The sequence below is a fragment of the Burkholderia sp. MSMB1826 genome, assembly GCF_001526325.1.
Lineage (GTDB): Bacteria > Pseudomonadota > Gammaproteobacteria > Burkholderiales > Burkholderiaceae > Burkholderia.
Genome location: NZ_LOYN01000032.1, coordinates 258,085 through 282,535, shown reverse-complemented (window position 1 = coordinate 282,535; position 24,451 = coordinate 258,085). Strand labels below are relative to the sequence as shown.

General features: G+C 66.9%; 24 protein-coding genes. 3 read left to right on the top strand and 21 right to left on the bottom strand.

Features of this window, described 5'->3' with window-relative positions:
* Nucleotides 1-190: 190 nt before the first annotated feature.
* From WS95_RS21455 to WS95_RS21400, 12 genes are all read right to left on the bottom strand, one after another.
* Nucleotides 191-1,381, bottom strand: a complete 1,191-nt coding sequence (locus WS95_RS21455; RefSeq protein WP_059783969.1) for an O-succinylhomoserine sulfhydrylase — start codon at nt 1,379-1,381, stop codon at nt 191-193.
* A gap of 259 nt (nt 1,382-1,640) precedes the next feature.
* The gene (purF, locus tag WS95_RS21450; protein ID WP_034205159.1) at nt 1,641-3,173 is read right to left on the bottom strand and encodes an amidophosphoribosyltransferase; all 1,533 of its coding nucleotides are present in this window, start codon (nt 3,171-3,173) and stop codon (nt 1,641-1,643) included.
* 51 nt (nt 3,174-3,224) lie between these two features.
* Entirely contained in the window at nt 3,225-3,719 is a 495-nt protein-coding gene (locus WS95_RS21445) for a CvpA family protein (protein ID WP_034205160.1), read from the bottom strand.
* A 7-nt stretch (nt 3,720-3,726) separates the two neighbouring features.
* Complete coding sequence (locus WS95_RS21440) at nt 3,727-4,563, bottom strand: SPOR domain-containing protein (RefSeq protein WP_059825652.1); 837 nt, start codon at nt 4,561-4,563, stop codon at nt 3,727-3,729.
* A gap of 29 nt (nt 4,564-4,592) precedes the next feature.
* Nucleotides 4,593-5,903: a bifunctional tetrahydrofolate synthase/dihydrofolate synthase gene (gene folC, locus WS95_RS21435; protein WP_034205162.1), complete on the bottom strand. Its 1,311-nt coding sequence runs from the start codon at nt 5,901-5,903 to the stop codon at nt 4,593-4,595.
* A gap of 99 nt (nt 5,904-6,002) precedes the next feature.
* Nucleotides 6,003-6,875: an acetyl-CoA carboxylase, carboxyltransferase subunit beta gene (gene accD, locus WS95_RS21430; RefSeq protein ID WP_009691548.1), complete on the bottom strand. Its 873-nt coding sequence runs from the start codon at nt 6,873-6,875 to the stop codon at nt 6,003-6,005.
* Between the two features lie 64 nt (nt 6,876-6,939).
* Nucleotides 6,940-7,755, bottom strand: a complete 816-nt coding sequence (trpA, locus tag WS95_RS21425; RefSeq protein WP_034205163.1) for a tryptophan synthase subunit alpha — start codon at nt 7,753-7,755, stop codon at nt 6,940-6,942.
* A gap of 82 nt (nt 7,756-7,837) precedes the next feature.
* Complete coding sequence (locus WS95_RS21420) at nt 7,838-8,689, bottom strand: DNA-methyltransferase (RefSeq protein ID WP_059783974.1); 852 nt, start codon at nt 8,687-8,689, stop codon at nt 7,838-7,840.
* Between the two features lie 9 nt (nt 8,690-8,698).
* On the bottom strand, nt 8,699-9,892 hold the full coding sequence (gene trpB / locus WS95_RS21415; RefSeq protein WP_059501145.1) for a tryptophan synthase subunit beta: 1,194 nt from the start codon (nt 9,890-9,892) through the stop codon (nt 8,699-8,701).
* 54 nt (nt 9,893-9,946) lie between these two features.
* Nucleotides 9,947-10,648 (bottom strand): phosphoribosylanthranilate isomerase, encoded by a 702-nt coding sequence (locus WS95_RS21410; RefSeq protein ID WP_059825650.1) that lies wholly within the window; start codon nt 10,646-10,648, stop codon nt 9,947-9,949.
* Nucleotides 10,645-11,457 carry a tRNA pseudouridine(38-40) synthase TruA gene (gene truA, locus WS95_RS21405; protein WP_034205167.1) on the bottom strand — a complete coding sequence of 271 codons (813 nt, stop codon included), beginning with the start codon at nt 11,455-11,457 and terminating at the stop codon, nt 10,645-10,647. Before truA ends, WS95_RS21410 begins: the two co-directional genes overlap by 4 nt.
* A complete protein-coding gene (locus WS95_RS21400; RefSeq protein WP_059825647.1) occupies nt 11,457-13,577 on the bottom strand; it encodes a FimV/HubP family polar landmark protein in 2,121 nt (706 codons plus the stop codon). The genes truA and WS95_RS21400 overlap by 1 nt, the downstream gene beginning before the upstream one ends.
* A gap of 822 nt (nt 13,578-14,399) precedes the next feature.
* Between WS95_RS21400 and flgE the strand changes: the two genes are divergently transcribed.
* Entirely contained in the window at nt 14,400-15,644 is a 1,245-nt protein-coding gene (gene flgE, locus WS95_RS21395; RefSeq protein WP_059825644.1) for a flagellar hook protein FlgE, read from the top strand.
* A 111-nt stretch (nt 15,645-15,755) separates the two neighbouring features.
* Here the strand turns inward: flgE and asd are convergent, their stop codons facing one another.
* The 8 genes from asd to WS95_RS21355 all read right to left on the bottom strand — a co-directional run bounded on the left by asd (nt 15,756) and on the right by WS95_RS21355 (nt 22,448).
* Entirely contained in the window at nt 15,756-16,877 is a 1,122-nt protein-coding gene (asd, locus tag WS95_RS21390; protein WP_059783982.1) for an aspartate-semialdehyde dehydrogenase, read from the bottom strand.
* An 84-nt stretch (nt 16,878-16,961) separates the two neighbouring features.
* Nucleotides 16,962-17,081 (bottom strand): hypothetical protein, encoded by a 120-nt coding sequence (locus tag WS95_RS21385; RefSeq protein ID WP_006756675.1) that lies wholly within the window; start codon nt 17,079-17,081, stop codon nt 16,962-16,964.
* Nucleotides 17,082-17,201: 120 nt separating this feature from the next.
* Nucleotides 17,202-18,269: a 3-isopropylmalate dehydrogenase gene (gene leuB / locus WS95_RS21380; RefSeq protein ID WP_011548096.1), complete on the bottom strand. Its 1,068-nt coding sequence runs from the start codon at nt 18,267-18,269 to the stop codon at nt 17,202-17,204.
* A gap of 73 nt (nt 18,270-18,342) precedes the next feature.
* Nucleotides 18,343-18,993 carry a 3-isopropylmalate dehydratase small subunit gene (gene leuD, locus WS95_RS21375; protein ID WP_034205172.1) on the bottom strand — a complete coding sequence of 217 codons (651 nt, stop codon included), beginning with the start codon at nt 18,991-18,993 and terminating at the stop codon, nt 18,343-18,345.
* Between the two features lie 65 nt (nt 18,994-19,058).
* Nucleotides 19,059-19,205 carry an entericidin A/B family lipoprotein gene (locus WS95_RS21370; RefSeq protein WP_034205173.1) on the bottom strand — a complete coding sequence of 49 codons (147 nt, stop codon included), beginning with the start codon at nt 19,203-19,205 and terminating at the stop codon, nt 19,059-19,061.
* Between the two features lie 3 nt (nt 19,206-19,208).
* A complete protein-coding gene (leuC, locus tag WS95_RS21365) occupies nt 19,209-20,618 on the bottom strand; it encodes a 3-isopropylmalate dehydratase large subunit (RefSeq protein ID WP_034205174.1) in 1,410 nt (469 codons plus the stop codon).
* Nucleotides 20,619-20,832: 214 nt separating this feature from the next.
* Nucleotides 20,833-21,591: a hypothetical protein gene (locus WS95_RS21360; protein ID WP_059825641.1), complete on the bottom strand. Its 759-nt coding sequence runs from the start codon at nt 21,589-21,591 to the stop codon at nt 20,833-20,835.
* Nucleotides 21,592-21,626: 35 nt separating this feature from the next.
* Nucleotides 21,627-22,448: a hypothetical protein gene (locus tag WS95_RS21355; RefSeq protein WP_059825639.1), complete on the bottom strand. Its 822-nt coding sequence runs from the start codon at nt 22,446-22,448 to the stop codon at nt 21,627-21,629.
* 518 nt (nt 22,449-22,966) lie between these two features.
* On the opposite strand from WS95_RS21355, the gene WS95_RS35805 reads away from it, so the two are divergent.
* Both WS95_RS35805 and WS95_RS21345 read left to right on the top strand, forming a co-directional pair.
* Entirely contained in the window at nt 22,967-23,173 is a 207-nt protein-coding gene (locus WS95_RS35805) for a hypothetical protein (protein ID WP_257139913.1), read from the top strand.
* A gap of 121 nt (nt 23,174-23,294) precedes the next feature.
* Nucleotides 23,295-24,020 (top strand): glutathione S-transferase, encoded by a 726-nt coding sequence (locus WS95_RS21345; protein ID WP_059825637.1) that lies wholly within the window; start codon nt 23,295-23,297, stop codon nt 24,018-24,020.
* Nucleotides 24,021-24,047: 27 nt separating this feature from the next.
* On the opposite strand, the gene WS95_RS21340 is transcribed toward WS95_RS21345, so the two are convergent.
* Nucleotides 24,048-24,446 (bottom strand): hypothetical protein, encoded by a 399-nt coding sequence (locus WS95_RS21340; protein WP_059783990.1) that lies wholly within the window; start codon nt 24,444-24,446, stop codon nt 24,048-24,050.
* Nucleotides 24,447-24,451: the final 5 nt, after the last annotated feature.

Below are 24,451 nucleotides of genomic sequence, written 5' to 3'. Positions count from 1 at the left end.
ATTTACGCTCCACGCTTCCTCTCCACATTCGGTCGCCCTCATGCAGTTGCGCTTCACTTCATTCGCTGTGACCAGCTTATGGCGGGACTTGCACCCGCAGGAGTGCGCCCATGCTGGGCGCACAACGACAACGGGCCGCTCTTTCGAGCGGCCCGTTTCATCGATGCCGAACGAACCTCGGCCGTATCGCTCAGCCGTCCAGACCGCGCGCCAGATCGTTGCGAATGTCGCCCGCGTGCTCGAGACCGACCGCGAGCCGGATCAGCCCTTCGGTGATCCCCGCCGCCGCGCGCGCTTCCGGCGTGATGCGGCCGTGCGTCGTGGTGGCCGGATGCGTGATCGTCGTGCGCGTGTCGCCGAGGTTGCCGGTGATCGACACCAGCCGGGTGCCGTCGATCACGCGCCATGCGTTCGCGCGCTGCTGCTCGGGCGTGTCGCCCTTCAGCTCGAACGACACGATCGCGCCGCCCGCCTTCTGCTGGCGCTTCGCGAGTTCATGCTGCGGATGCGATTCGAGCCCCGGATAGAACACGCGCGCGACGGCCGGATGCGCGTCGAGCCAGCGCGCGATCTCCAGCGCGTTCGCCGACTGCTTTTCGACGCGCAGCGACAGCGTCTCCATCCCCTTCAGCAGCACCCACGCGTTGAAGGCCGACAGCGTCGGCCCCGCGCTGCGCACGAACGGGAACACCTTGCCCATGATGAATTCCTTCGAGCCGACCAGCGCGCCGCCGAGCACGCGGCCCTGCCCGTCGAGGAATTTCGTCGCCGAGTGCATCACGACGTCCGCGCCGAGCTTCAGCGGCTGCTGCAGCACCGGGCTGCAGAAACAGTTGTCGACGACGAACAATGCGTTCGCGGCCTTCGCGATCCTGCCGATCGCCTCGATGTCGGCGAGCTCGGTCAGCGGGTTCGACGGCGTCTCGAGGAAGAACATCTTCGTTTCCGGCCGCACGGCTTCCTGCCACGCATTCAGGTCGGTCGGGTCGACGAAGGTCGTCGTGATCCCGAACTTGCTGAAGATCTGCGAGAACATCCCGAGCGTCGAGCCGAACAGGCTGCGCGAGCTGACGAGGTGGTCGCCCGCCTGCAGCGCGGACATCACGACCGACATGATCGCGGCCATGCCCGACGCCGTCGCGATGCACGCCTCGCCGCCTTCGAGCGCGGCGAGACGCTCCTGGAACATGGTGACGGTCGGGTTCGTGAAGCGCGAGTACGTGAAATAGTCTTCCGAATTCGCGAAGCGCTCGGCCGCGTCGGCCGCGCTCGAGAAGCAGAAGCTCGACGTGAGGAACAGCGCTTCCGAATGTTCGTTGAAGTCGCTGCGCAGCGTGCCCGCGCGCACGGCAAGCGTGTCGAAGTTGAGGGAGTCGTCCATGTTCCGTTTTCCGTATTCGATGGCCGCGCCGACGGTCGTGCATGCGGCGCGGACCCGGTCAAAACCCAGGCCAAAAACAAAAAGCCCGCTATGCGTCGGCATCAGCGGGCTTCGGTGCGGTACGACAGCGATCGACTCGGGCCGGCTGCCGCCGGCCTTCGCTTTAGCTGTTTTGGGAAGTTGCCCCGCGTCCGCAAGCTGATATCAAATCGACGCAAGGCCACATCCTATCACGCCTCGATAAAAGCGTGCGCCGGCGTTACTCGACCGACAGTTGCAGGTTCATCTGCGAACGCTCGGTGTCGCCGGCCGTGTCGCGATCGGCCTGCGACGCCGGCGTGAGGCGCGCGCGCTCGATCGCATCGAGATACTCGGGCGTCACGTCGCCCGTGATGTAGTTGCCGTCGAAGCACGACGCCTCGAAGCGTTCGAGCTTCGGGTTGATGTCGCGCACCGCGCGGCGCAGGTCGTCGACGTCCTGGTAGATCAGGTGGTCGGCGCCGATGATCTTCGCGACTTCTTCGTCGGTGCGGCCGTGCGCGACGAGCTCGCCACGCGTCGGCATGTCGATGCCGTACACGTTCGGGAACTTCACGGGCGGCGCCGCCGACGCGAAGATCACCGACTTCGCGCCCGCATCGCGCGCCATCTGCACGATTTCGTGCGAGGTCGTGCCGCGCACGATCGAATCGTCGACGATCAGCACGTGCTTGTCCTTGAACTCGATGCTCATCGCGTTGAGCTTCTGGCGCACCGACTTCTTGCGCACGGCCTGCCCCGGCATGATGAAGGTGCGGCCGACGTAGCGGTTCTTGAAGAAGCCTTCGCGATACTCGACGCCGAGCTTCGCCGCGACCTGCATCGCAGCCGGGCGCGACGAATCGGGAATCGGCATCACGACGTCGATCGGCACGTTCGGCAGCTCGCGCTTGATCTTCTCGGCGAGATAGTCGCCCATGCGCAGGCGCACGTTGTAGACCGGCACGCCGTCGAGGCACGAGTCCGGACGCGCGAGATACACGTATTCGAACATGCACGGATTCAGCGTCGGGTTCTCCGCGCACTGCTGGCTGTGGAAGTTGCCGGCCTTGTCGATGAAGATCGCTTCGCCCGGCTCCAGGTCGCGCACGAATTCGAAACCGATGCCTTCGACCGCCACCGACTCCGACGCGACCATCCATTCGGTGCCGTGTTCGGTCTCGAGCTTGCCGATGCACAGCGGACGGATGCCGTACGGGTCGCGGAACGCGAGCAGGCCGTAGCCGGCGATCAGCGACACGATCGCGTACGAACCCTGCAGGCGGCGATGCACGCCCGACACCGCCTTGAACACCGACGCCGGATCGAGCTCGAGGCCCGTGGTCGACAGTTGCAGCTCGTGCGCGAACACGTTGAGCAGCACTTCGCTGTCGGAATTGGTGTTGATGTGCCGGCGGTCGATCCGGAACATCTCGTCCTTCAGTTGCTGCCAGTTCGTCAGGTTGCCGTTGTGCGCGAGGATGATCCCGAACGGCGCGTTCACGTAGAACGGCTGCGCCTCGGCCTCGCTCGACGCCGAGCCGGCCGTCGGGTAGCGCACCTGGCCGATGCCGTAGGTGCCGGGCAGGCTGCGCATGTTGCGCGTGCGGAACACGTCGCGCACCATGCCGTTCGCCTTGTACATGTGGAAATTGCTGCCGTCCGCCGTCGCAATGCCCGCCGCGTCCTGACCGCGATGCTGCAGCAGCAGCAGGCTGTCATAGATCAGCTGATTGACCGGGGATTGGGAGATAACACCTACGATGCCGCACATGGCATGTCCTTCAAGATGACAAAATCGGTTCCGTCCTGCCCGGCCGCGTCGTCACACGCGTACGTACTGGGCCATGCCGTCGGGCAGGAGCTGCTTCAGCTCGTGCACGCCCTGTTCGGCAAAAGGACGCAATAGCGCATTGCGCCAGAAATCCTGTTTGGGCAGTTCGGTCAGCCCGGCCGCCGCGACCAGCAGCACCACCAGCACGCAGCCGCGCACCAGCCCGAACATCATGCCCAGCGAGCGGTCGACGCCGCCCAGGCCACTCGCCTGCGCGATCCGCGACAGCAGCGCGTTCGCCACGCCGGCGACCAGCACGACGCCGATCACGAGCAACGCGAAGGCGATCACCCACTGCGTCAGCGCGCCGCCCGGCCAGTTCGCCGGGATATACGGCACGACCAGCCCGACGTAGCGGCTCGCGATCACGATCGCCGCGATCCAGCCGATCAGCCCGAAAATCTCGGACACGAAGCCGCGCCACGCGCCGCGCAGTGCCGACAACGCGATCACCGCCAATACAGCGTAGTCGAAAGCCGTCAGCATCGTGGCATTACTGCGTCAGACCGGCTTCGCGCACCTTCGCGATCGCGGCGGAGGCCGCCGAGCGATCCGCGAACGGGCCGGCACGCAACAGTGTAGCCGTGCTGCCATCCGCCTGCTTGCGATGCTCGACATATGCGGGCACGCCCGCCGTTTTCAACTTGGCCGCCCACGAACGGGCCGTCGCGTCATCCTTGAACGAACCGAGCTGCACCGCGAAGCGCGCACCGGCCGGCGATGCCGGCGACGATGCGTCGCCGCTGTCCGGGCTGGCGGCGTCGGCATTCGCAACGGTTGCGGGCGCAGGCTTCGGCGCGGCCGGTTTCGGTGCGGGAGCAGCCGGCTTCGCTGCGGGCTTCGGCGGCGTCACGCTCGCGGTGGTGGTCGTATCGGGTTTCGCGACCGGCTTGGCGGCCTCCTTTGGCGCGGGCGCCGGTGCGGCCGCAACGGCCGTGTCGGAGGCCGGCGGTTCGTCGTGCGCGACGCCCGCCTGCACGTCGGCCGCATCGTCGTCGCGCGGCGCGACCGCCTGGTGCGCGGGCCGGTTCGGAATGTCGATCGCGATGTCGTCGGTGACCGGCTTCGGGTGCGAATCGAGCACCATCGGCAGTACGATCACCGCGGCCACGACGAGCGCGATCGCGCCGACGAGGCGACGGCGCGCGCGTTGCTTTTCTGGAAGGGTCGGATCGAGGAGCAGTGCGTCCGATTCCGGACGCTCGGTGCGGCGCGAGCGTCGCTCGACGCGTTCAGTGCGCTCCGTGCGCACGTTCCGGGAGGCCCCGGTACGACCGCCGCGCCGCGGGGGCGCGTCGTCGTCTTTTTTGCCGAACGAGAAAATTCCCATGAATGGCTGAGTCCGAAACTGCCCGTCAGTCAGTGTTGCTGCGATTTACGGTAGGCCAGCACGCCGGCAACCGTATGGAAACTGCCGAAAACCACGATTCTATCATTCTCGGATGCTCTTTTTAGTGCATCGCGAAACGCTTCCGCGGGCGACGCGTAACGCGTCACGCTCGAATCGGGCCCCTCCGCCACGCCGGCCTTGCGCAGCGCGGCTTCGAGCTGCTCCGCGGAGGCCGCGCGCGGCAGCGGCAGATCGGTCACGCACCAGTGGTCGATCTCGCCCTTCAGATGCTGCAGCACGCCGTCGATGTCCTTGTCGTGCATCGCGCCGAACACCGCGTACGTGTACGGGAAGAAGCCCATGTTGCCGAGGTTCTGCTCGAGCACGGCCGACGCGTGCGGATTGTGCGCGACGTCGAGCACGATCGCCGGCTTGCCGGGCAGCACCTGGAAGCGCCCCGGCAGCTCGACGTTCGCCAGCCCGAGCCGGATGTCCTGCGCGGACACCGGCAGCACCGGGCGCAGCGCCTCGAGCGCGGCGAGCGCGGCCGACGCGTTGATCAGCTGATTCGCGCCGCGCAGCGCCGGATACGCGAGCGCCGGATAGCGCTTCTCGCGGCCGAGGTAGCTCCATTGCTGACGTTCGGCGCCCGCCTGCGCTTCGTAGCGAAAATCGCGGCCGACCAGCCACAGATCCGCGCCGATCGCTTCGGCGTGGTCGATCAGCGTCTGCGGCGCGGCCGGATCGCCGCAGATCGCCGGCTTGCCCGCGCGGAAGATCCCGGCCTTCTCGAACGCGATCTTCTCGCGCGTGTCGCCGAGGTATTCGGTGTGGTCGATGTCGATGCTCGTGACGATCGCGCAATCGGTATCGATGATGTTGACCGCATCGAGCCGGCCGCCGAGGCCGACTTCGAGAATCACCGCGTCCAGCCCGCGCGACGCGAACAGATGGAGAATCGCGAGCGTCGTGAATTCGAAATACGTGAGCGACACGGGCTCCGCCAACGACGTGCGCGCGGCTTCGACGGCCTCGAAATGCGGCAGCAGTTCGTCGTCGGTCACGTTGTGCCCGTTCACGCGGGCGCGCTCGTTGAATTCGAGCAGGTGCGGCGACGTGTGGCAACCGACCTTGTAGCCCGCGCGCACGAGAATCGTCTCGAGGAATGCGCAGGTCGAGCCCTTGCCGTTCGTGCCGCCGACGGTGATCACCGGGCATGCGAATTCGAGCTGCAGCGCCGCCTTGACCTGCCCGATGCGGGTGAGGCCCATGTCGATGCCGACCGGGTGCGCGCGTTCGAGATGCGAAAGCCACGCGTCGAGAGTGGGAAAAGTGCTCATCGGATCAAATCTGGATCGGTACCGCCACTACGCCAAAAAACGAAGCGCGCCGCCTGACGCTCGAGCCAGGCGACGCGCAGAGTCACAACCTTGCGCCGGTCAAGCCAGCGCGTCGGCCGGCTGTCGCTGCAGCAGCGCGAGCAATTGCGCGATCTCGTCGCGCATCTTGCGCCGGTCGACGATCATGTCGATCGCGCCGGTCTTCAACAGGAATTCGGCACGCTGGAAGCCTTCCGGCAGCTTCTCGCGGACCGTCTGCTCGATCACGCGCGGACCGGCGAAGCCGATCAGCGCCTTCGGCTCGGCGATCACGACGTCGCCGAGGAACGCGAAGCTCGCCGACACGCCGCCCATCGTCGGGTCGGTCAGCACCGAGATGAACGGCAGCTTGGCCTCGGCCAGCTTGGTCAGCATCGCGGTGGTCTTGGCCATCTGCATCAGCGACAGCAGGCTTTCCTGCATCCGTGCGCCGCCCGATGCGGTGAAGCAGATGAACGGCACGTGCTGTTCCAGCGCATTCTGCGCGCCGCGCGCGAAGCGCTCGCCGACGACCGACCCCATCGAGCCGCCCATGAACGAGAACTCGAAGCAGGCAGCCACGACCGGCAGCGTGTGGATCGCGCCGCCCATCACGACCATCGCGTCGGTCTCGCCGGTTTCGTCCATCGCTTCCTTCAGACGATCGGGGTACTTGCGGCTGTCCTTGAACTTCAGCGAGTCGACCGGCACGATTTCCTGGCCGATCTCGTAGCGGCCTTCCGGATCGAGCAGCCCGTCGAGACGCTCGCGCGCGCCGATGCGCATGTGGTGATCGCACTTCGGGCACACGTGCAGGTTCGCGTCCACGTCGTTGCGATAGAGAACGGCCTCGCAGGACGGGCACTTGACCCACAGGCCTTCCGGAATGCCCTTGCGGCTTTTCGGGTCGGTCTGCTTGATCTTCGGCGGCAACAGTTTGTCGAGCCAGCTCATCGTATGGTTTCCTGTTCCGTGGCGGGGCGGGCCGATCGGCTCGTTCCCGCTTCCTGTGTTGTGTTTATCGCGCTGCCTTGGCGGCGCCGTCCAGCGCGGCGCGCAGCTCGGCGATGAACGCCTTCAGCGCGGCGGCGGCGCCTTCCGGCGCGGCGCTTTCGAGCAGCTGCACCAGGCGGCTGCCGATCACGACGGCGTCCGACACTTCGGCCACCGCGCGCGCCGTTTCGGCGTCGCGGATACCGAAGCCGACGCCCACCGGAACCGGCACGCGCGACTTGATGGCCGGGATTTTACCTGCAATGCTCGAAACATCCAGATTTCCGGCGCCGGTCACGCCCTTGAGCGACACGTAATACACGTAGCCGCTCGCGATCTTGCCGACGTCGGCGATGCGTTCGTCGGTCGACGTGGGCGCGAGCAGGAAGATCGGATCGATCTGCGCGCCGCGCATTTTCTCGGCGAACACGCCCGCTTCTTCCGGCGGATAGTCGACCACCAGCACGCCGTCGACACCGGCCGCGTGCGCCTCGGCCGCGAACGCGTCGACACCCATCCGCTCGATCGGGTTCGCATAGCCCATCAGCACGACGGGGGTTTTCTGGTCGGTTTCGCGAAAACGCTTCACGTCGGCGAGCACGCTCTTCAACGTGACGCCGCGCGCGAGCGCGCGCTCCGACGAGCGCTGGATCACCGGGCCGTCGGCCATCGGGTCCGAGAACGGCACGCCGAGTTCGATCACGTCCGCGCCGCCCGCGGCGAGCGCGTGCATGAATTCGACGGTTTTCGCCGGATCGGGGTCGCCGGCGGTGATGAACGGGATCAGGCCCTTACGGCCTTGTTCGGCGAGTGCGGCGAAGGTCTGCTGAATACGGGACATGGCAATTTTCCTTGTGTCGATCGGAGTTGGCGCTTCAGCGCTTACTCCGATCCCATGCAAAGCATGCGTTCGGCGGCGCGATTCACGCGCACGCCGGCGCGGCGAGCGCGCTCACGCGCTCGTGCGCAATCGCACAATAGCTTTCGTTGATCTCGTAGCCGACGAAGTCGCGCCCCTGCCGTGCGCAGGCCACCGCGGTCGTGCCGCTGCCCATGAACGGATCGAGCACGCGGCCGCCCGGCGGGCAGCTCGCGAGCACCATCCGCTCGATGATTTCCAGCGGCTTCTGGGTCGGATGATCAACGCGCTCCGCGTGCTGCCGGTGCAGGCGCGAGACCGACCAGACGTCCTTCGGGTTGTAACCCATCTCCAGCCACTTGCTGCCTTCGAACAGCTTGCGCGAGCGGGCCTTCTTCGTGTCGGCGTCGTACGGGATGCGGACCGGATCGAGATCGAAGTAATACGCTTTGGAAACCGCGAAAAAGCCGATGTTGTCGTGCACCGACGTGAAACGGCGCGTCGTGCCGCCCATGCTCGGCACGCGCCGGTCCCAGATGATCTCGTTGACCATCGTGAGCTGCGTCTTCAGGAAACTGAAGATTTCCGGCGCGTACTGCCACGTGCAGAAGATGTACATCGACCCGCTCGGCTTCAGCTTCGGAATCGCGAGCTCGAGCCACTCGCGCGTCCACGCGAGGAAATCGTCGCCCGAACGCTTGTCCGAGTCGTTGCCGTAGTCCTTGCCGAGCCCGTACGGCGGATCGGCGACGATCAGGTCGATCGACGCATCCGGCAAGTGCGCGGCATCGGTCAGGAAATCGCGGTTGTGCAGCTCGATACCGTGCGGCAGCACGCGCGGCACGACAGCGGCGGGCTGAACCGCCTCCGCCTCGCTCGCGGCGCCGCCGCCCGGCTCTTCGATCAGGTCACGCATCGGTCGGGGTCAGAGCTCGATGCCCGATCGCTCGGCGACCGTGTGCATGTCCTTGTCGCCGCGGCCCGACAGGTTGACGAGCAGGATCTTGTCCTTCGGCAACGTCGGCGCGAGCTTCACGCCATACGCGATCGCGTGGCTCGACTCGAGCGCGGGGATGATCCCCTCGATCCGGCAGCAGTCGTGGAATGCCTTCAGCGCCTCGTCGTCGGTGATCGGCACGTACTGCGCGCGGCCGCTGTCCTTCAGCCACGCGTGTTCGGGGCCGACGCCCGGATAGTCGAGGCCCGCCGACACCGAATGCGTCTCGATGATCTGGCCGTTGTCGTCCTGCAGCAGATACGTGCGGTTGCCGTGCAGCACGCCCGGGCTGCCGGCGATCAGCGATGCCGCGTGATGCCCCGTGTCGATGCCGTCGCCGGCCGCTTCGACGCCGATCAGCTGCACCGATCGATCGTCGATGTACGGATAGAAGATGCCCATCGCGTTCGACCCGCCGCCGACGCACGCGATCACCGCGTCCGGCTGCCGGCCCGCGAGCTCGGGCATCTGCACCTTGCACTCGTCGCCGATCACGCGCTGGAAGTCGCGCACCATCATCGGGTACGGGTGCGGGCCCGCGACCGTGCCGATGATGTAGAACGTGCTTTCGATGTTCGTGACCCAGTCGCGCATCGCTTCGTTCAGCGCGTCCTTCAGCGTGCGCGAACCCGATTCGACCGGCACGACCGTCGCGCCGAGCAGCTTCATCCGGTAGACGTTCGCGGCCTGCCGGCGCACGTCCTCCGCGCCCATGTAGACCACGCACTCCATCCCGAAGCGCGCGCAGATCGTCGCGGTCGCGACGCCGTGCTGGCCCGCGCCGGTTTCCGCGATCACGCGCTTCTTGCCCATGCGCTTCGCGAGCAGCGCCTGGCCGATCACGTTGTTGATCTTGTGCGCACCGGTGTGGTTCAGGTCTTCGCGCTTCAGGTAGATCTGCGCGCCGCCGAGCATCTCGCTCCAGCGCTGCGCGTGATAGATCGGCGACGGGCGGCCGACGAAATACTTCAGCTCGCGCTCGAATTCGGCGACGAAGTCGGGATCGTTCTGGAACTTTTCATACGCCGCGCGCAGTTCGTCCAGCGCGTGAATCAGCGTCTCGGCGACGAACACGCCGCCATACGGGCCGAAATGGCCGCGATCATCGGGAAGGTTGTACATGGTGTCTCTCTCGATCGGTCGGTGCGCCCGCTTGTCGGACCGCACCGGCTTGCGTCATCCGGCGTCCGCTTCGCGCACCGCGCGCACGAACGCCGCCATCCGGGCGTGATCCTTCACGCCCTTCGCGCCCTCCACTTCGATGCCACTCGAGACATCGACAGCGAACGGACGCAACTGGCGGATCGCATCACCGACGTTTTGCGCGTTCAAGCCACCACTCAAAACGGCCCGACGCGCGAGCTCTGCGGGAATAAGAGACCAATCGAAGACCTTGCCGCTACCGCCGTAATCCGGCACCAGGGTGTCGAACAGGAGGCCGCGCGCTTTCGAATAATGAAGAGCCGATTCTACCAAATCGGACGGCTGCGTCGAGGGGCCGACGCGCACCGCGCGCAGCCACGGCAGGCGCGCCGCGCGGCCGAGCGCATCGCACTGCTCCGGCGTCTCGTCGCCGTGGAACTGCAGCACCGTGAGCGGCACGTCGCGCACGACGGCCTCGATCTCGGCTTCGGTCGCATTCACGAACAGCCCGACCACCGACACGAACGGCGGCGCGAGACTCGCCAGCTCGGCCGCCTGCGCGATCGTCACGGCACGCGGGCTTTTCGGGTAGAACACGAGACCGATCGCATCGGCACCGAGCGCCGCCGCGTGCAGCACGTCCTCTCGGCGCGACAGCCCGCACAGCTTGATGCGCGTGCGCGGCGGCAGGCCCGCCGCGGCGGAATTCGAAGAAGACACGTCGTGATCCGTCATGATAGTGGGTCCAGATCGGCCCAGACGCTGCTCCACGGCACGCTGCCGAGCTGCGCGGGCGGGACGGCGAATTCCGCCGGGTAGCCGACGTGGGCAAGGTACAGCCCGTCGGCCATGAACGTGGGCGCCGCGAGGTTGCGGTCGCGCCCGGCCAGCACGTCGGCGAGCCAGTCGGCCGGGTAGCGGCCGCGCCCGACCGCGACGAGGCAGCCCATCAGGTTGCGCACCATGTGATGCAGGAACGCGTTCGCGCGGAAGCGGAAATGAATGAAATGCCCCGCGCGCCGCACGTCGATCTGATACAGGTGTTTGACCGGCGTCTTCGACTGGCATTCCGACGACCGGAACGACGAAAAGTCGTGCTCGCCGATCAGGTGCGCGGCGGCGGCGCGCATCGCGTCGTCGTCGAGCGGCGTGTGGATCCAGCCCGCACGGCCGGCCAGCATCGGCGAGCGCACGGGGTGCACGTACAGCGCGTAGTAGTAAGTGCGCTCGAACGCCGAGAAACGCGCGTGGAACGTGTCCGGCATCGGCTTCGCCCACTGCACCGACACGGTCGGCGGCAGGAACGCGTTGGTGCCGCGCACCCACGAGAACGCTTCGCGCTCGAGGTCGGTGTCGAAATGCACGACTTGCCCGAGCCCGTGCACGCCGGTGTCGGTGCGCCCCGCAACCGTCGTGTGCAGCGGCACCCGCGCGAACTCGGCCAGCGCATGCTCGAGCCGGTCCTGCACGGTCTTGCCGTGCGGCTGCGCCTGCCAGCCGCAGAACGCCGCGCCGTCGTACTGGATGCCCAGCGCGATCCGCATCACGCCTCGTCCGCCAGTTTCGCGAGCAGCGCGCGTGCGTCGTCGCGCGTCGCGGCGTCGTTCGCGTCGACCACTTCCTGCAGCAGCGTCCGCGCGCCGGACAAGTCGCCCAGTTCGACGTATTCGGCCGCGAGGTCCAGCTTGTTGCGGGCGATGCGCGCGAGCTCGTCCGGGGTCAGCGCAGGCAGCGCGGCGCCCGGCGTGGCCGGCAGGTCGAGATCGAAGTCGAGCTTCAGCGCGCCGAACTGCGCGCCGCCGAGCGGCGGCAGCGACGACGTCGCGGGCGGGCTGCCCGCGTGGCCGGCAGGCGTCGCCGCATCCGGATCCCAGTCGAGGTCGTCTTCCTGGTCGGCCGGATGTCCCGGTGCCGTTTCGCTCGAACCCATCGACGGGCGCTCGGCGGCTTGACCGTTAGTTGCGATTTTATCGGCTTCGGTCTGCGCCGCCCGCGCAGACGGTTCGCCTGCCGTCGACGACGGTTCGCCTGCTGCCCGCGGCGGCAACGGCATGTCGAGACTGTTGAGCGCGCTGATCGCGTTCTGCATCAGCGTCGCATGCTGCGCTTCGGTCGTCGAAGGTGCGGCGGATGTGGAGGTCGGCTCGGCGGGCTCGCTCTGCTGGGCCGGCTCGTCGGCGGCAGCGGCTTTTTCGGCCGGCTCCTTATCGTGCGAAGCCTCGGCCGGCACCGCAGCGTGCGCAAGCGGAGATTCAGGCGACTCGTCGCGCGGTGCCGTCATGTCGGGCGCGGACGATGCGTCCGCGGCGGGCGGCTCGACCGTCTCCGCCGCAGCGGCAGTCGCCGCGGCGAGATTCATGTCGGACGCCGCATCGAGTGCGACCGGCATCTCGGGCGTGATCCGCAGTTCGCGTTCGACGGACGGCGCGGCTTCCGCTTCTGCAACCGCGGCACCGCCTGCTGCAACCGCAGCCGTCCCCGCATCGTCCGGACGGCGACCCTTGCGGCGCTTGCGCCATGCGAAGCCGGCCGCGAGCACGATCACGGCGGCGCCGGCCACGGCGGCCGGGCGCCAGTCCATCTGCTCGGTACGACGTGCAGGCGTCGCGACGGGAGCGGCCGGTCGTACCGGAGCCGATGCCGGTTGCGGCGCACTGGCTGCCGCATCCGACGCGGCTTCGCCTGCCGTCGATGCAGCGGCCGACGCACCGGCGTCATTCGCGGCCGCACGCGGCGCGGCGGGCGCCGAAGCGGGCGCAGGCGCAACGCCGGTCGTCGTTGCCGGTTTGCCGATGCCGTGCTTCTGCAATTCCATCAGCACGCGATTCTTCAATGCCAGCAATTGCTGCAGGCTCGACGGCCGCGGCTGCGACGCACCCACGGCGGGTGCGGCCGGTTCATGCACGCCGAAGACCGGGCTGCCCGGCACCGACGGCGCCGCGGCCTCGCTCGCGGACGACGGCGCCGACTGGATCGCACCGCTCCATACATGCGGACCGCTTGCACCGACGGTGGGCGCCGCCGCCTGAATGCCGTCGACGGCCGACGCGCCACGGGCGGCCGACGCCCCGCTCGAAGCCGAAGCACCGCTCGAAGCCGACGCCCCCGCCGCCGTCGCCGTCGCGGCACTCGCCCCGCTCACCGGAGCTGCATGCACGGCCGGCGCCATCGGCGCGGGCTGCGCGGTCGAGCCGGGATGCGGCGCGGATGCGCCGTGCTGCGCGTTCGCCGCGCCGCCCGATGCGGCGGCGGGTGCGGAAGCGGCCGCCGTACCGGACGCGGCGGACGCAGCGGACGCGCCGGCCGGCACGAGCGCCGCGCCGGTGGCGTCGAGCGGGGGCAAGGTCAACGTCGCACCGACTTTCAGGCGGCTCGCGTCGCGCTTCATGAACGCCTGCGGATTGGCGTCGAACAGCGCGCGGCCCGCGCGCGCGAGCACGGCCGGATCGTGCGATTGCGTGGCCGCTTTCGCGATGTCGTTCAGCGACTGGCCCGGCTGGACCGTCACGGTAAGCGGAGCGGCGCCGCCGGCGGCGGACGCCGGCAGTTCGCCGGTGCCGACTGCCCATGCCGATGCGGCTGCGCCGAGCGCCAGGATCGCCAGCGCGCCACGCACGGCGCGCGACAGACGGGACTGACGCGGAAACAAGGAAATTCGGGACATCGTTGGCTCTATCGCCGCGCGCGGGCGCGGCTCGGATTCGCGGTTGGAAGCGTCAATAAAGTGGCTGCAGAAATGCAAAAGCGTCGCGCGGAACGCGACGCTTTCGGCGGGTCTGTGCGTCGTAACCGCGTAGTTTACTTCACACGATCGGGTTCCGGCCGAATTCGTCGTCCGTCGATGCAACGGCTGCGGGCGGGCGCGCGTGTCGCGCGGGTCCGCCTGCCTCGGCCCGTGCATCCGATCGATCGAAGCCAACCTGCGCGCGCAGTCGAAAACCGTCTCGCAGCGGCATCGCCCCACCGTTCGAATGGCTGCTTTCTGACGTTCACCGCGTGTTCGCCTCGTGTACGCCGCAGGATCGCGGCGACAGAAACGCCAACGTCCCCCCGACGATCCGCCCCGGCCGCGGTTAATGAATCGACAGCCGAAAATCAGAATAAATCGCGACCGGCGACCAATCTCGCTCCAATCACGCCCAATTCTTCAATAAGAAGGCAATTTCCCGCTCTTATCGAAGAAATGAATATCCACACTACCGAAGCACCACCCCACAAGGCTTTCAGCGCCTTCCGCATGCCCCACCGCGCATATGAAAGCGGTGACTTTCACATGAATTCAATTTCATTACACAAAATTACACAGATCAATTAATTACCGTCGATACGATCGCCCCTAAACAGGAATCGGCGCATTCCGGCCTAGCGCCTGCCCATGCCGGAAAGGCGGGAGCCCGCTCGGCCAGGCTGCTGCCGTGAAGTACCGGAAGGTCATCGCGCAGTCGCACGACTGCATTCACTCACCAGCTCGTTACGGGGACCGAACATGGGCTATCAGCAGGGTTTGAGCGGGTTGGCCGGTGCGTCGAGCCATCTCGACGTGATCGGCAACAACATCGCGAACGCGAACACGGTCGGCTTCAAACAGGGGCGCGCGAATTTCGCCGACATGTACGCGAATTCGGTCGCGACGTCGGTCAATACACAGATCGGCATCGGCACGCGGCTCGCGTCGGTGCAGCAGAATTTCGGCCAGGGGACGATCGATTCGACGAAGTCGTCGCTCGACGTCGCGATCAACGGCAACGGCTTCTTCCAGATGTCGAGCAACGGCGTGACCACGTATTCGCGTGACGGCACGTTCCACCGCGACAAGAACGGCGCGATCGTCGACGCGCACGGCCGCAACCTGATGGGCTATGCGGCAGGCGCCGGCGGCGCGATCGACACCGCGCAAACGGTGCCGCTGCAGGCGCCGACCGGCAACCTCGCGCCGCGCGCGACGACCAGGATCACCGGTCAGTTCAACCTGAACGCGCAGGACAAGGTGCCGACGAAGACGCCGTTCAACGCAACCGACAACACGACGTACAACTACAACGCGTCGATCCAGGTCTACGACACGCTCGGCGGCTCGCAACCGGTCACGATGTACTTCGCGAAGAGCGCGGCCGGCACGTGGCAGGCCTACGCGGGCGTGCAGGGCCAGACGCCGACGCATCTCGGCACCGTCACGTTCGACGCATCGGGCCGGATCAGCGCGACGACGTCGGCCGCGACCGGCCAGCCGACGCCGAGCCTCGGCCAGTTCGCGTTCTCGATCCCGAACACGACGGGCGGCGCCAATCCGCAGAACCTGGCGCTCGATCTGGGCGGCACGACGCAGTACGGCGGCAAGGATGGCGTGACCCATCTTGCGCAGGACGGCTTCGCGAGCGGCACGCTGACGACGTTCTCGATCGGCGCCGACGGCAAGCTGACCGGCAACTACTCGAACGGCCAGAGCGCGGTGCTCGGCCTGATCGCGCTCGCGAACTTCAACAACCCGAACGGGCTCGTGAACATCGGCGGCAACCAGTATGCGGAAACCGCCGCGTCGGGCGTGCCGCAGATCTCCGCGCCGGGCAGCACGAACCACGGCACGCTGCAGGGCAGCGCGCTGGAAAACTCGAACGTCAACCTCACGAACGAGCTCGTGCACCTGATCACCGCGCAACGCAATTACCAGGCGAATGCGCAGACGATCAAGACCCAGCAGGCCGTCGATCAGACGCTGCTGAACCTGCGCTGAGCCTGCGCTGAACCGCGCATGAAAAAACGCGCCGCGCCGGCCCCGAATCTCGAGGCCGACGCGGCGCGTCGTGTCGTGCAGCCCGGACCGCGGGCCGGACAGCGCGCGGGCTTACTTGTCGAGCAGGATGCGCAGCATGCGGCGCAGCGGCTCGGCCGCGCCCCACAGCAGTTGATCGCCGACCGTGAACGCCGACAGGTATTCGCCGCCCATCGCGAGCTTGCGCAGGCGGCCGACCGGCACCGACAGCGTGCCGGTGATCTTCGCCGGCGACAGGTCGCGCATCGACGCTTCACGCTCGTTCGGCACGACCTTCACCCAGTCGTTCGCCGACGCGAGGATGCCGTTGATCTCGTCGAGCGGCACGTCCTTCTTCAGCTTGATCGTCAGCGCCTGCGAATGGCAGCGCATCGCGCCGATCCGCACGCACAGGCCGTCGACCGGGATCGAACCCGGCTCGCCCATCGCCGGCTTGCCGAGGATCTTGTTGGTTTCCGCGCCGCCCTTCCACTCTTCCTTCGACATCCCGTTGCCGAGATCCTTGTCGATCCACGGAATCAGCGAACCGGCGAGCGGCACGCCGAAGTGGCTCGTCGGCATCGCATCGCTGTTCATTGCGGCCAGCACGCGGCGGTCGATGTCGAGGATCGCGGAAGCCGGATCGGCGAGCTGTTCCTGCACCGCGCCGTTCAGCGTGCCCATCTGCGACAGCAGCTCGCGCATGTTCTGCGCGCCCGCGCCCGACGCGGCCTGGTACGTCATCGCCGTCATCCAGTCGACGAGGTTCTCGCGGAACAGGCCGCCGAGCGCCATCAGCATCAGGCTGACCGTGCAGTTGCCGCCGATGAAGTTCTTCGTGCCCTTGACGAGCGCGTCCTTGATCACGTCGAGGTTGACCGGATCGAGAATGATGACCGCGTCGTCCTTCATCCGCAGCGACGATGCCGCGTCGATCCAGTAGCCGTTCCAGCCGGCCGCGCGCAGCTTCGGGAACACGTCGTTCGTGTAGTCGCCGCCCTGGCACGTGATGATCACGTCGCACTTCTTCAGCTCGTCGACGTTGGTCGCGTCCTTGAGCGTGGTCTCGTTTTTCGCGAACGACGGCGCCTTGCCGCCCGTGTTGCTGGTGCTGAAGAACACCGGTTCGATCAGGTCGAAATCGCCCTCTTCCTGCATGCGCTGCATCAGGACGCTGCCGACCATGCCGCGCCAACCTACGAGACCTACGTTCATGACTAACCCTTTGCTTGAATGGAGCTTCCCCGCCATTTCCGTCCCCGCGTGACCGCGCGGGGAAACAGGCGGGCACGACGGCGATCAGCGTTTAATGATCGTTTTCGTGGTAATGGTTTTCGTGATGACGATGGCGCGCGCACCCGCACGGGCAGTGTTGCCGTGGAGTTTCAGGACCGGGGAGATCAGGGAAATCAGCGCCATCGTTCGAGTCTACACAAAGCCGGTGGCCCGCACAACGGCCAACCGCGCGCGAACCGGCCGATTCTCACGGCCCGTTCGCGCCCTTTTTCACATCAATTACCGCACTTCGCTTCCGTGCGCTTACAGCGCGGCGACCACCGCGTCGCCCATCGCAGCCGTGCCGACCTGCTTGCAGCCCGGCGTCGCGATGTCGCCCGTACGGTAACCCTGTTCGAGCACCGTTTTCACCGCGCGCTCGATGCGATCGGCCTGCTCCGCGCGATTCAGCGAGTAGCGCAGCAGCATCGCGGCCGACAGGATCGTTGCGAGCGGGTTCGCGATGCCCTTGCCCGCGATGTCCGGCGCCGAGCCGTGCGACGGCTCGTACAGGCCCTTGTTGTGCTTGTCGAGCGACGCCGACGGCAGCATGCCGATCGAGCCCGTCAGCATCGACGCCTCATCCGACAGGATGTCGCCGAACATGTTGCCGGTGACGATCACGTCGAACTGCTTCGGCGCCTTCGCGAGCTGCATCGCCGCGTTGTCGACGTACATGTGCGACAGCTCGACGTCCGCGTACTCCTTCGACACGTCGATCATGATGTCGCGCCAGAACTGCGACGTCTCCAGCACGTTCGACTTGTCGACCGACAGCAGCTTCTTCGCGCGCTTTTGCGCGGCCTGGAACGCGACGTGCGCGATGCGGCGCACTTCCGGCTCCGAATAGCGCATCGTGTCGAAGCCCTCGCGCTCGCCGGCGAACGGGCCGTCCGGCGCCGCACGCACGCCGCGCGGCTGGCCGAAGTAGATGTCGCCGTTCAGTTCGCGCACGATCAGGATGTCGAGGCCCGCGACGAGCTCGGGCTTCAGCGGCGACGCATCGACGAGCTGCGGATAGCAGATCGCCGGGCGGAAGTTCGCGAACAGTTCGAGGTGCTTGCGCAGCCCGAGGATCGCCTGCTCGGGGCGCAGCGCGCGCTCCAGCGAGTCGTACTTCCAGTCGCCGACCGCGCCGAACAGGATCGCGTCGGCCTGCTTCGCGAGCGCCAGCGTCGCGTCGGGCAGCGGATGGCCGCTCGCCTCGTAGCCCGCGCCGCCGACCGGCGCCTGTTCGAGTTCGAACTTCTCGTCGAGTGCGTTCAGCACCTTCACCGCTTCATTGACGATTTCCGGACCGATGCCGTCGCCGGGCAGCACTGCAATCTTCATGCGAAATTCCTGACTGGGTAGGGTATTGGGAAAGCAGGCGGGCGAGCGCACGCGCGGCGCGCCCGCAACGCGATCAGCCGACCAGCTTGGTATTGAGCCACGGCTGCTTCACGAGCCGCTCCGCTTCGAACTGGCGGATCTTGTCCGCGTAGCGCAGCGTGAGGCCGATGTCGTCGAAGCCGTTCAGCAGGCAGTACTTGCGGAACGCGGCGATCTCGAACGGATACTCGCGGCCGTCGGCCGCGCGCACGACCTGCGCGTCGAGGTCGATCGTCAGTTGATAGCCGTTGAACGCGACCGTCTCGTTGAACAGGTGATCGACCTGCTGCTCGGTCAGCACGATCGGCAGCAGACCGTTCTTGTAGCAGTTGTTGAAGAAGATGTCCGCGAAGCTCGGCGCGATGATCGCGCGGAAGCCGTACTGCTGCAGCGCCCACGGCGCGTGCTCGCGCGAGCTGCCGCAGCCGAAGTTCTTGCGTGCGAGCAGCACCGATGCGCCCTGATAGCGCGGCTGGTTCAGCACGAAATCCGGGTTCAGCGGACGCTTCGAGTTGTCCTGGCCCGGCTCGCCGTGATCGAGATAGCGCCATTCGTCGAATGCGTTCGGACCGAAGCCCGTGCGCTTGATCGACTTCAGGAACTGCTTCGGGATGATCGCGTCGGTGTCGACGTTCTCGCGATCGAGCGGCGCCACGACGCCGGTATGTACAGTGAATTTTTCCATGATCCGTCTATCCGGTTGAAGGGCCGGCACGCAGCCGGCGCCCATCGACAAATTCTCGGGTGGCGTCAGTCCGCGGCGCGCTGCAGCGCGTTGCCGGCGGCATGGACGTCTTCGCCGAAGCCTCGGACGGTATTGCAGCCGGCCAGGCCGACGCCCAGCCCCGCAAGCGCCAGCGCGGCAACCAGCCGCGCGATGAGCTTCGATGCCGTCATACGTCACCCCAGCTGGCGAATGTCGACGAAGTGACCTTCGATCGCCGCGGCCGCCGCCATCGCAGGGCTCACGAGATGCGTGCGACCGCCCGCGCCCTGCCGCCCTTCGAAGTTGCGGTTCGACGTCGACGCGCAGCGCTCGCCCGGCTCGAGCCGGTCGGCGTTCATCGCGAGGCACATCGAGCAGCCCGGCTCGCGCCATTCGAAGCCCGCATCGGTGAACACCTTGTCGAGCCCTTCGCGCTCGGCCTGCGCCTTCACGAGGCCCGAGCCCGGCACGACCATCGCGAGCCGCACGTTCGGTGCGACGCGGCGGTTCAGCTTCTTCACGACGTACGCGGCCGCGCGGATGTCCTCGATCCGCGCGTTCGTGCACGAGCCGATGAAGATCTTGTCGACCTTGATCGATTCGATCGGCGTGTTCGGTTCGAGCGCCATGTAGGCCAGTGCGCGCTCCATCGCGTCGCGCTTGACCGGATCCTTTTCGCGCTCGGGATCGGGCACGCGACCGTCGATCGACGTGACCATTTCCGGCGACGTGCCCCACGTGACCTGCGGGACGATCTCAGCCGCGTTCAGCTCGACCACGCGGTCGAACTGCGCGCCTTCGTCCGACTTGAACTGGCGCCAGTATTCGACGGCCTGATCCCATTCCGCGCCGGTCGGCACGAACGGACGGCCCTTCAGGTAATCGATCGTCGTATCGTCGACGGCGACCATGCCCGCGCGCGCGCCGGCCTCGATCGCCATGTTGCAGACGGTCATGCGGCCTTCCATCGTCAGCGCGCGAATGGTCGAGCCACCGAATTCGATCGCATAGCCCGTGCCGCCCGCGGTGCCGATCTTGCCGATGATCGCGAGCACGATGTCCTTCGCGGTACAGCCGCGCGGCAGGGCGCCCTCGACCTTCACGAGCATGTTCTTGCTCTTCTTCTGCAGGAGCGTTTGCGTCGCGAGCACGTGCTCGACTTCCGACGTGCCGATGCCGTGCGCGAGCGCGCCGAACGCGCCGTGCGTCGACGTATGCGAATCGCCGCACACGATCGTCATGCCCGGCAGCGTCGCGCCCTGCTCCGGCCCGATGATGTGGACGATGCCCTGGCGCACGTCGTTCATCTTGAATTGCGTGATGCCGAAGGCGTCGCAGTTCGCGTCGAGCGTGTCGACCTGCAGCTTCGAGACGGGATCGGCGATGCCGTGGCTGCGGTCCGTCGTCGGCACGTTGTGGTCCGACACGGCCAGGTTCGCGCTGATGCGCCACACCGGACGCTGCGCGATCTTCAGCCCTTCGAATGCCTGCGGGCTCGTGACTTCATGCAGCAGCTGACGGTCGATGTAGAGCAGGGTCGTGCCGTCTTCCTCGGTGTGGACCACGTGGGTGTTCCACAGTTTGTCGTAGAGCGTCTGTGCCATGGGTATGCGGGGTCGTTGTGACTACAAGCCTTGCGGATGCGGTCGATTATGCCACGCACAACGCGCCACGGCGCAGGCCGGACGCGAAAAAACCCATTAAAAACAGTGGTTTGGCTGGTAGTGCCAATACCTGTATCGGCATTACCAGCCAAAACGGGGCACGCACGGGCCGGCGCGCGACGCGCGCGTGCGGCGCCCGTATCCGTGCCCTCGCCTAGCCGTTCGGGTATTCGCGATTGATCAGATCGAGCCGCAGCATCGCGAGCTGCATGCCGGCGTTGCTCATCAGATAAAGATCGCGCCGTCGCATCGCCGCCTGCTGCGCCGATGCGTCGTAGACGCCCGGCAGCGACAATCCCGCCGGCACCGCCGCCTGCATCCCCGCCGCGTTCGATACGCGCACGGCAATCGACGCCTGATCGCGATGGGTGACCACGCCGACCTTGCCGAGCGCCGCGGCCGCCCCGGCCTGCCTGACGATCGCGGCGGCCACGCCATCGGGCGTCGGTATCGGGCTGCCGGCGACCGCGGCGGGCGTCGCGATCGACGTCACGCCGGCCGTCAGTCCGTACTTCGACGCGAGCACGCTCGCGACTTCCTGCTGCGCGAAGATCGGCGCCGCGACTTTCTGCCGAAGCTGGAACACGGCATCGGCGATCGCCTCGTTCACGGGCCCCGGCACCGGCGCGGCGGCCGATGCGCCGGCGCGATTTCCGAAGGCGAAGGCGACGATCTTGTTGATCGCGGCGGCGTCGACGGTCGGCGGCGTCCACGAGAAAAACGTGTCGAGCAGGTAACCGGTTTCGTCGGCGGCGGTCGCGCGATCGTTCAGTTCGCGGGTCAGCTTGCCGAGCATCTGGCGCTGCAGTTCCGCATCGGAAACGGGGGCATCGCTCGCGAAGGCCGGTGCGGCGGCGGCACACGATGCGGCGAGCAACGAGGTAGAGGCCAGGAAATGGCGGCGGTTCGTCATGGTCACGGAATTCGAATGAAAAACAACGGAAAACATCAGCCCTTCGGGAAAGCCTGCATCGTCGCGGCCATCGCGTGCGTCAGCATCTGCGCATACATGTCGTGCACGAGATAGAGGCTGCGGTTGCGCGTCCACGGCTGGCCCGACTGCGGGTCGTACGTCGTCGGCAGCGGCACCTCGGCAACCGCCGCCGCTTGCATGCCCGCCTGCTGCGAGGTCTGGATGCAGCGCTTCGCATGATCGCGATGGCCGACCACCGCTACCGTGCCCATCGCCGCCGCACCGCCCGCGCGCGATACGGCCACGGCCGCGACACCCGCGGTGCTCAGGTACACGATCGAACCGTCGCTCGCGATCACCGGCTCGATCGACGACAGCACGTCGGCGCCCAGCCCGTATTTCGACACGAGAAAGCGCGCGATTTCCCACTGCGCGTAGACCTTGACGGGTTTCAACTGGCGGATGCGGTACACGGCGTCCGCGAGCGCTTCGTTCACCGGCCCCGGATCGGGCAGCGCCGACTGGTTGCCGCCGGTACTCGACGTATTGCCGCTCGCCGCGTTCGGACGATTGCCGAAGCTGTACGCGACGATCGCGCCGATGCTTGCGGCCGGCACCGTCGGCAGCGCCCACGTGAAGCCGACGTCGGTCAGCGCCGGCAGCATCGCGTCGGCCGTTGCGCGATCGCCGAGCTGCGCATTCAGCTTCGCGGACATCTGCGCGGCAAGCGCGGCATCGGTGATGGGTGCCGACGTGACGTCGTCGCCACCGCATGCGCTCAGCAGCGGCGCTGCCGCGACGGCGGGCGCGACGGCAAGAAATTTTCTTCGTGAAGAAGCCGGCGTGTTCAGATTCATAACAGACAGGAAACGATGCGAACGACGCCGGCAGCAAGTCGCGGCGTTGCAAATCGCGGGTTCAGGGAAATGACCATCGGGCACGTCGCACGGCTGGAAAGCGGGCGACAGGATCGACGCGCGGATCGGATCGCGGCACCCCGTCGATCGACGATGCTGGATCGTAGTGGGCGTTTATTAAATGGCGGTGAACCTGTCGATCGAAGGCTGACGATCGTCATGCCGTTTCATCGACGGACGCGTACGTTTCATCCGTGGCGAGCGAACGCAGCCGCCGTTTCACCGGTGGCGAGCACGCGATGCGCGGGCATCGTCGCGCGTCGCACGGCCCGCTTCGGATTTCGCGATACGAGGGCGCAACGCGCGTTCCCACGATCCGATCCGGAGCACGCGACGATGGCGTTCGGCCTGAACGAATCGCTTGCTCGGCTCGATGAAGAAGGCACACTGTTCACGACGCCGTTTCGGCCCGGCACGCGCGAGCCGTGCGGTACCGGCCGCGTATCGAGGACGGGTAGATGCCGCATACGCGCGGCGAGGTTGACGTGATCGCCGCCGGCACGTCGCGCTTCGTCGTCGACGGACGCGAATGCGACGTCGTGATCGGCGACGCGCTGTTCGTGCACGCGCACGCCGGGCATCGCTTCTCCTGTTTCACCGACGATTTCTCGACATGGGTGTTCTCGTTCTTTTGCGGCGCCGAAGACCGCGAACGCGGCGCGTGACGCACGACGCACACGGCACTTTTCCGGCGATCTCCTAGACTGTCTATTCGCAGCGGGCGCCGCATGGCCGCCCCACCGTCAAGCAGCCGGCAGCATCCGGTGCAACGAACAGGAGAACAGCATGCGATACGAACTCTATTACTGGCCCGAGATCCAGGGACGCGGCGAATACGTGCGGCTCGCGCTCGAGGCGGCCGAAGCCGACTATGTCGACGTCGCGCGCGAATCCGGGCGCGGCATGGGCGTGTCGGCGATGATGCGCATGATGGACAGCACGAAAGCGGAATGCGTGCCGTTCGCGCCGCCGTTCCTGAAGGCGGGCGACGTAGTCGTCGGGCAGACCGCGAACATCCTGCTGTTTCTCGGCGCGCGGCTCGGGCTCGCGCCCGACGACGAAGCCGGCCGGCTGTGGGTCCACCAGATCCAGCTGACCGCCGCCGATTTCATCACCGAGATCCACGACACGCACCATCCGATCGGCAGCGGTCTGTACTACGAGGATCAGAAAGCGGAAGCGGCCGAGCGCGCGGCCGATTTCCTCGAGAACCGGCTGCCGAAATTCCTCGGCTACTTCGATCGCTTGCTCGAACAGAATCCGCACGAGAACGGCTATATCGCGGGTAACGCGCTCAGCTATGCGGATCTGACGATGTTCCAGCTGATCGAGGGCCTGCGCTATGCGTTTCCGAAAGCGATGAAGCGCGCGGAGGGCAAGGTCGCGGCGCTCGTCGCGCTGCACGATCGCGTCGCGCAGCACCCGCCCGTCGCGCGCTACCTGGAATCGGAGCGCCGCATCCCGTTCAACGACATGGGGATCTTCCGGCACTATCCCGAGCTCGACAAGTAACGGCCCCGCGGGCGCGCAGCTCGCCGTCTACGCGGCGACCGGCGTCTCGTGCAGGTGGCGCCATACGATCACGCCATCCGCTTCGCGCCGGAACAACGCCGTCGAGCGTCGCACCGTGCGCCGCCCTTCCATGTCGGTCTGCGTCTCGCGATAGCCGATCACCGCGCCGTCGGACCACACCGCAAGGGCGCGCAATTCGTCGATGCCGATCACGAGCCCGGGTCGCGCGCCGTGCCCGCGTGAAAACAGCGCATCGACGCCCGCGTAATCGAGCACCGTGCCGGACGTCGTGATCATCGAAAATCCCGGCGAAAAACGCGCCATCAGCATCGCGAGCCGCCCGGGCTCCGCGCGGCCCGACAACCAGCGTTCGATGTCGACGTGCGTGTCGACGACTTCATTGAAAAACGGATTCGGCAGATTCATGGGTC

Excerpts from the sequence above, each read along its gene's own strand:
- WS95_RS21455 (WP_059783969.1), bottom strand. The coding sequence starts at position 1,381 with ATGGACGACTCCCTCAACTTCGACACGCTTGCCGTGCGCGCGGGCACG.
- WS95_RS21370 (WP_034205173.1), bottom strand. The coding sequence starts at position 19,205 with ATGACGGCATCGAAGCTCATCGCGCGGCTGGTTGCCGCGCTGGCGCTT.
- WS95_RS21420 (WP_059783974.1), bottom strand. The coding sequence starts at position 8,689 with ATGCGTGACCTGATCGAAGAGCCGGGCGGCGGCGCCGCGAGCGAGGCG.
- leuD (WP_034205172.1), bottom strand. The coding sequence starts at position 18,993 with ATGGAAAAATTCACTGTACATACCGGCGTCGTGGCGCCGCTCGATCGC.
- trpB (WP_059501145.1), bottom strand. The coding sequence starts at position 9,892 with ATGTACAACCTTCCCGATGATCGCGGCCATTTCGGCCCGTATGGCGGC.
- WS95_RS35805 (WP_257139913.1), top strand. The coding sequence starts at position 22,967 with ATGCCGCATACGCGCGGCGAGGTTGACGTGATCGCCGCCGGCACGTCG.
- WS95_RS21340 (WP_059783990.1), bottom strand. The coding sequence starts at position 24,446 with ATGAATCTGCCGAATCCGTTTTTCAATGAAGTCGTCGACACGCACGTC.
- leuB (WP_011548096.1), bottom strand. The coding sequence starts at position 18,269 with ATGAAGATTGCAGTGCTGCCCGGCGACGGCATCGGTCCGGAAATCGTC.
- WS95_RS21385 (WP_006756675.1), bottom strand. The coding sequence starts at position 17,081 with ATGGCGCTGATTTCCCTGATCTCCCCGGTCCTGAAACTCCACGGCAAC.
- WS95_RS21400 (WP_059825647.1), bottom strand. The coding sequence starts at position 13,577 with ATGTCCCGAATTTCCTTGTTTCCGCGTCAGTCCCGTCTGTCGCGCGCC.
- truA (WP_034205167.1), bottom strand. The coding sequence starts at position 11,457 with ATGCGGATCGCGCTGGGCATCCAGTACGACGGCGCGGCGTTCTGCGGC.
- WS95_RS21345 (WP_059825637.1), top strand. The coding sequence starts at position 23,295 with ATGCGATACGAACTCTATTACTGGCCCGAGATCCAGGGACGCGGCGAA.
- folC (WP_034205162.1), bottom strand. The coding sequence starts at position 5,903 with ATGAGCACTTTTCCCACTCTCGACGCGTGGCTTTCGCATCTCGAACGC.
- accD (WP_009691548.1), bottom strand. The coding sequence starts at position 6,875 with ATGAGCTGGCTCGACAAACTGTTGCCGCCGAAGATCAAGCAGACCGAC.
- leuC (WP_034205174.1), bottom strand. The coding sequence starts at position 20,618 with ATGGCACAGACGCTCTACGACAAACTGTGGAACACCCACGTGGTCCAC.
- WS95_RS21445 (WP_034205160.1), bottom strand. The coding sequence starts at position 3,719 with ATGCTGACGGCTTTCGACTACGCTGTATTGGCGGTGATCGCGTTGTCG.
- flgE (WP_059825644.1), top strand. The coding sequence starts at position 14,400 with ATGGGCTATCAGCAGGGTTTGAGCGGGTTGGCCGGTGCGTCGAGCCAT.
- purF (WP_034205159.1), bottom strand. The coding sequence starts at position 3,173 with ATGTGCGGCATCGTAGGTGTTATCTCCCAATCCCCGGTCAATCAGCTG.
- WS95_RS21440 (WP_059825652.1), bottom strand. The coding sequence starts at position 4,563 with ATGGGAATTTTCTCGTTCGGCAAAAAAGACGACGACGCGCCCCCGCGG.
- WS95_RS21360 (WP_059825641.1), bottom strand. The coding sequence starts at position 21,591 with ATGACGAACCGCCGCCATTTCCTGGCCTCTACCTCGTTGCTCGCCGCA.
- trpA (WP_034205163.1), bottom strand. The coding sequence starts at position 7,755 with ATGTCCCGTATTCAGCAGACCTTCGCCGCACTCGCCGAACAAGGCCGT.
- WS95_RS21410 (WP_059825650.1), bottom strand. The coding sequence starts at position 10,648 with ATGACGGATCACGACGTGTCTTCTTCGAATTCCGCCGCGGCGGGCCTG.
- asd (WP_059783982.1), bottom strand. The coding sequence starts at position 16,877 with ATGAACGTAGGTCTCGTAGGTTGGCGCGGCATGGTCGGCAGCGTCCTG.
- WS95_RS21355 (WP_059825639.1), bottom strand. The coding sequence starts at position 22,448 with ATGAATCTGAACACGCCGGCTTCTTCACGAAGAAAATTTCTTGCCGTC.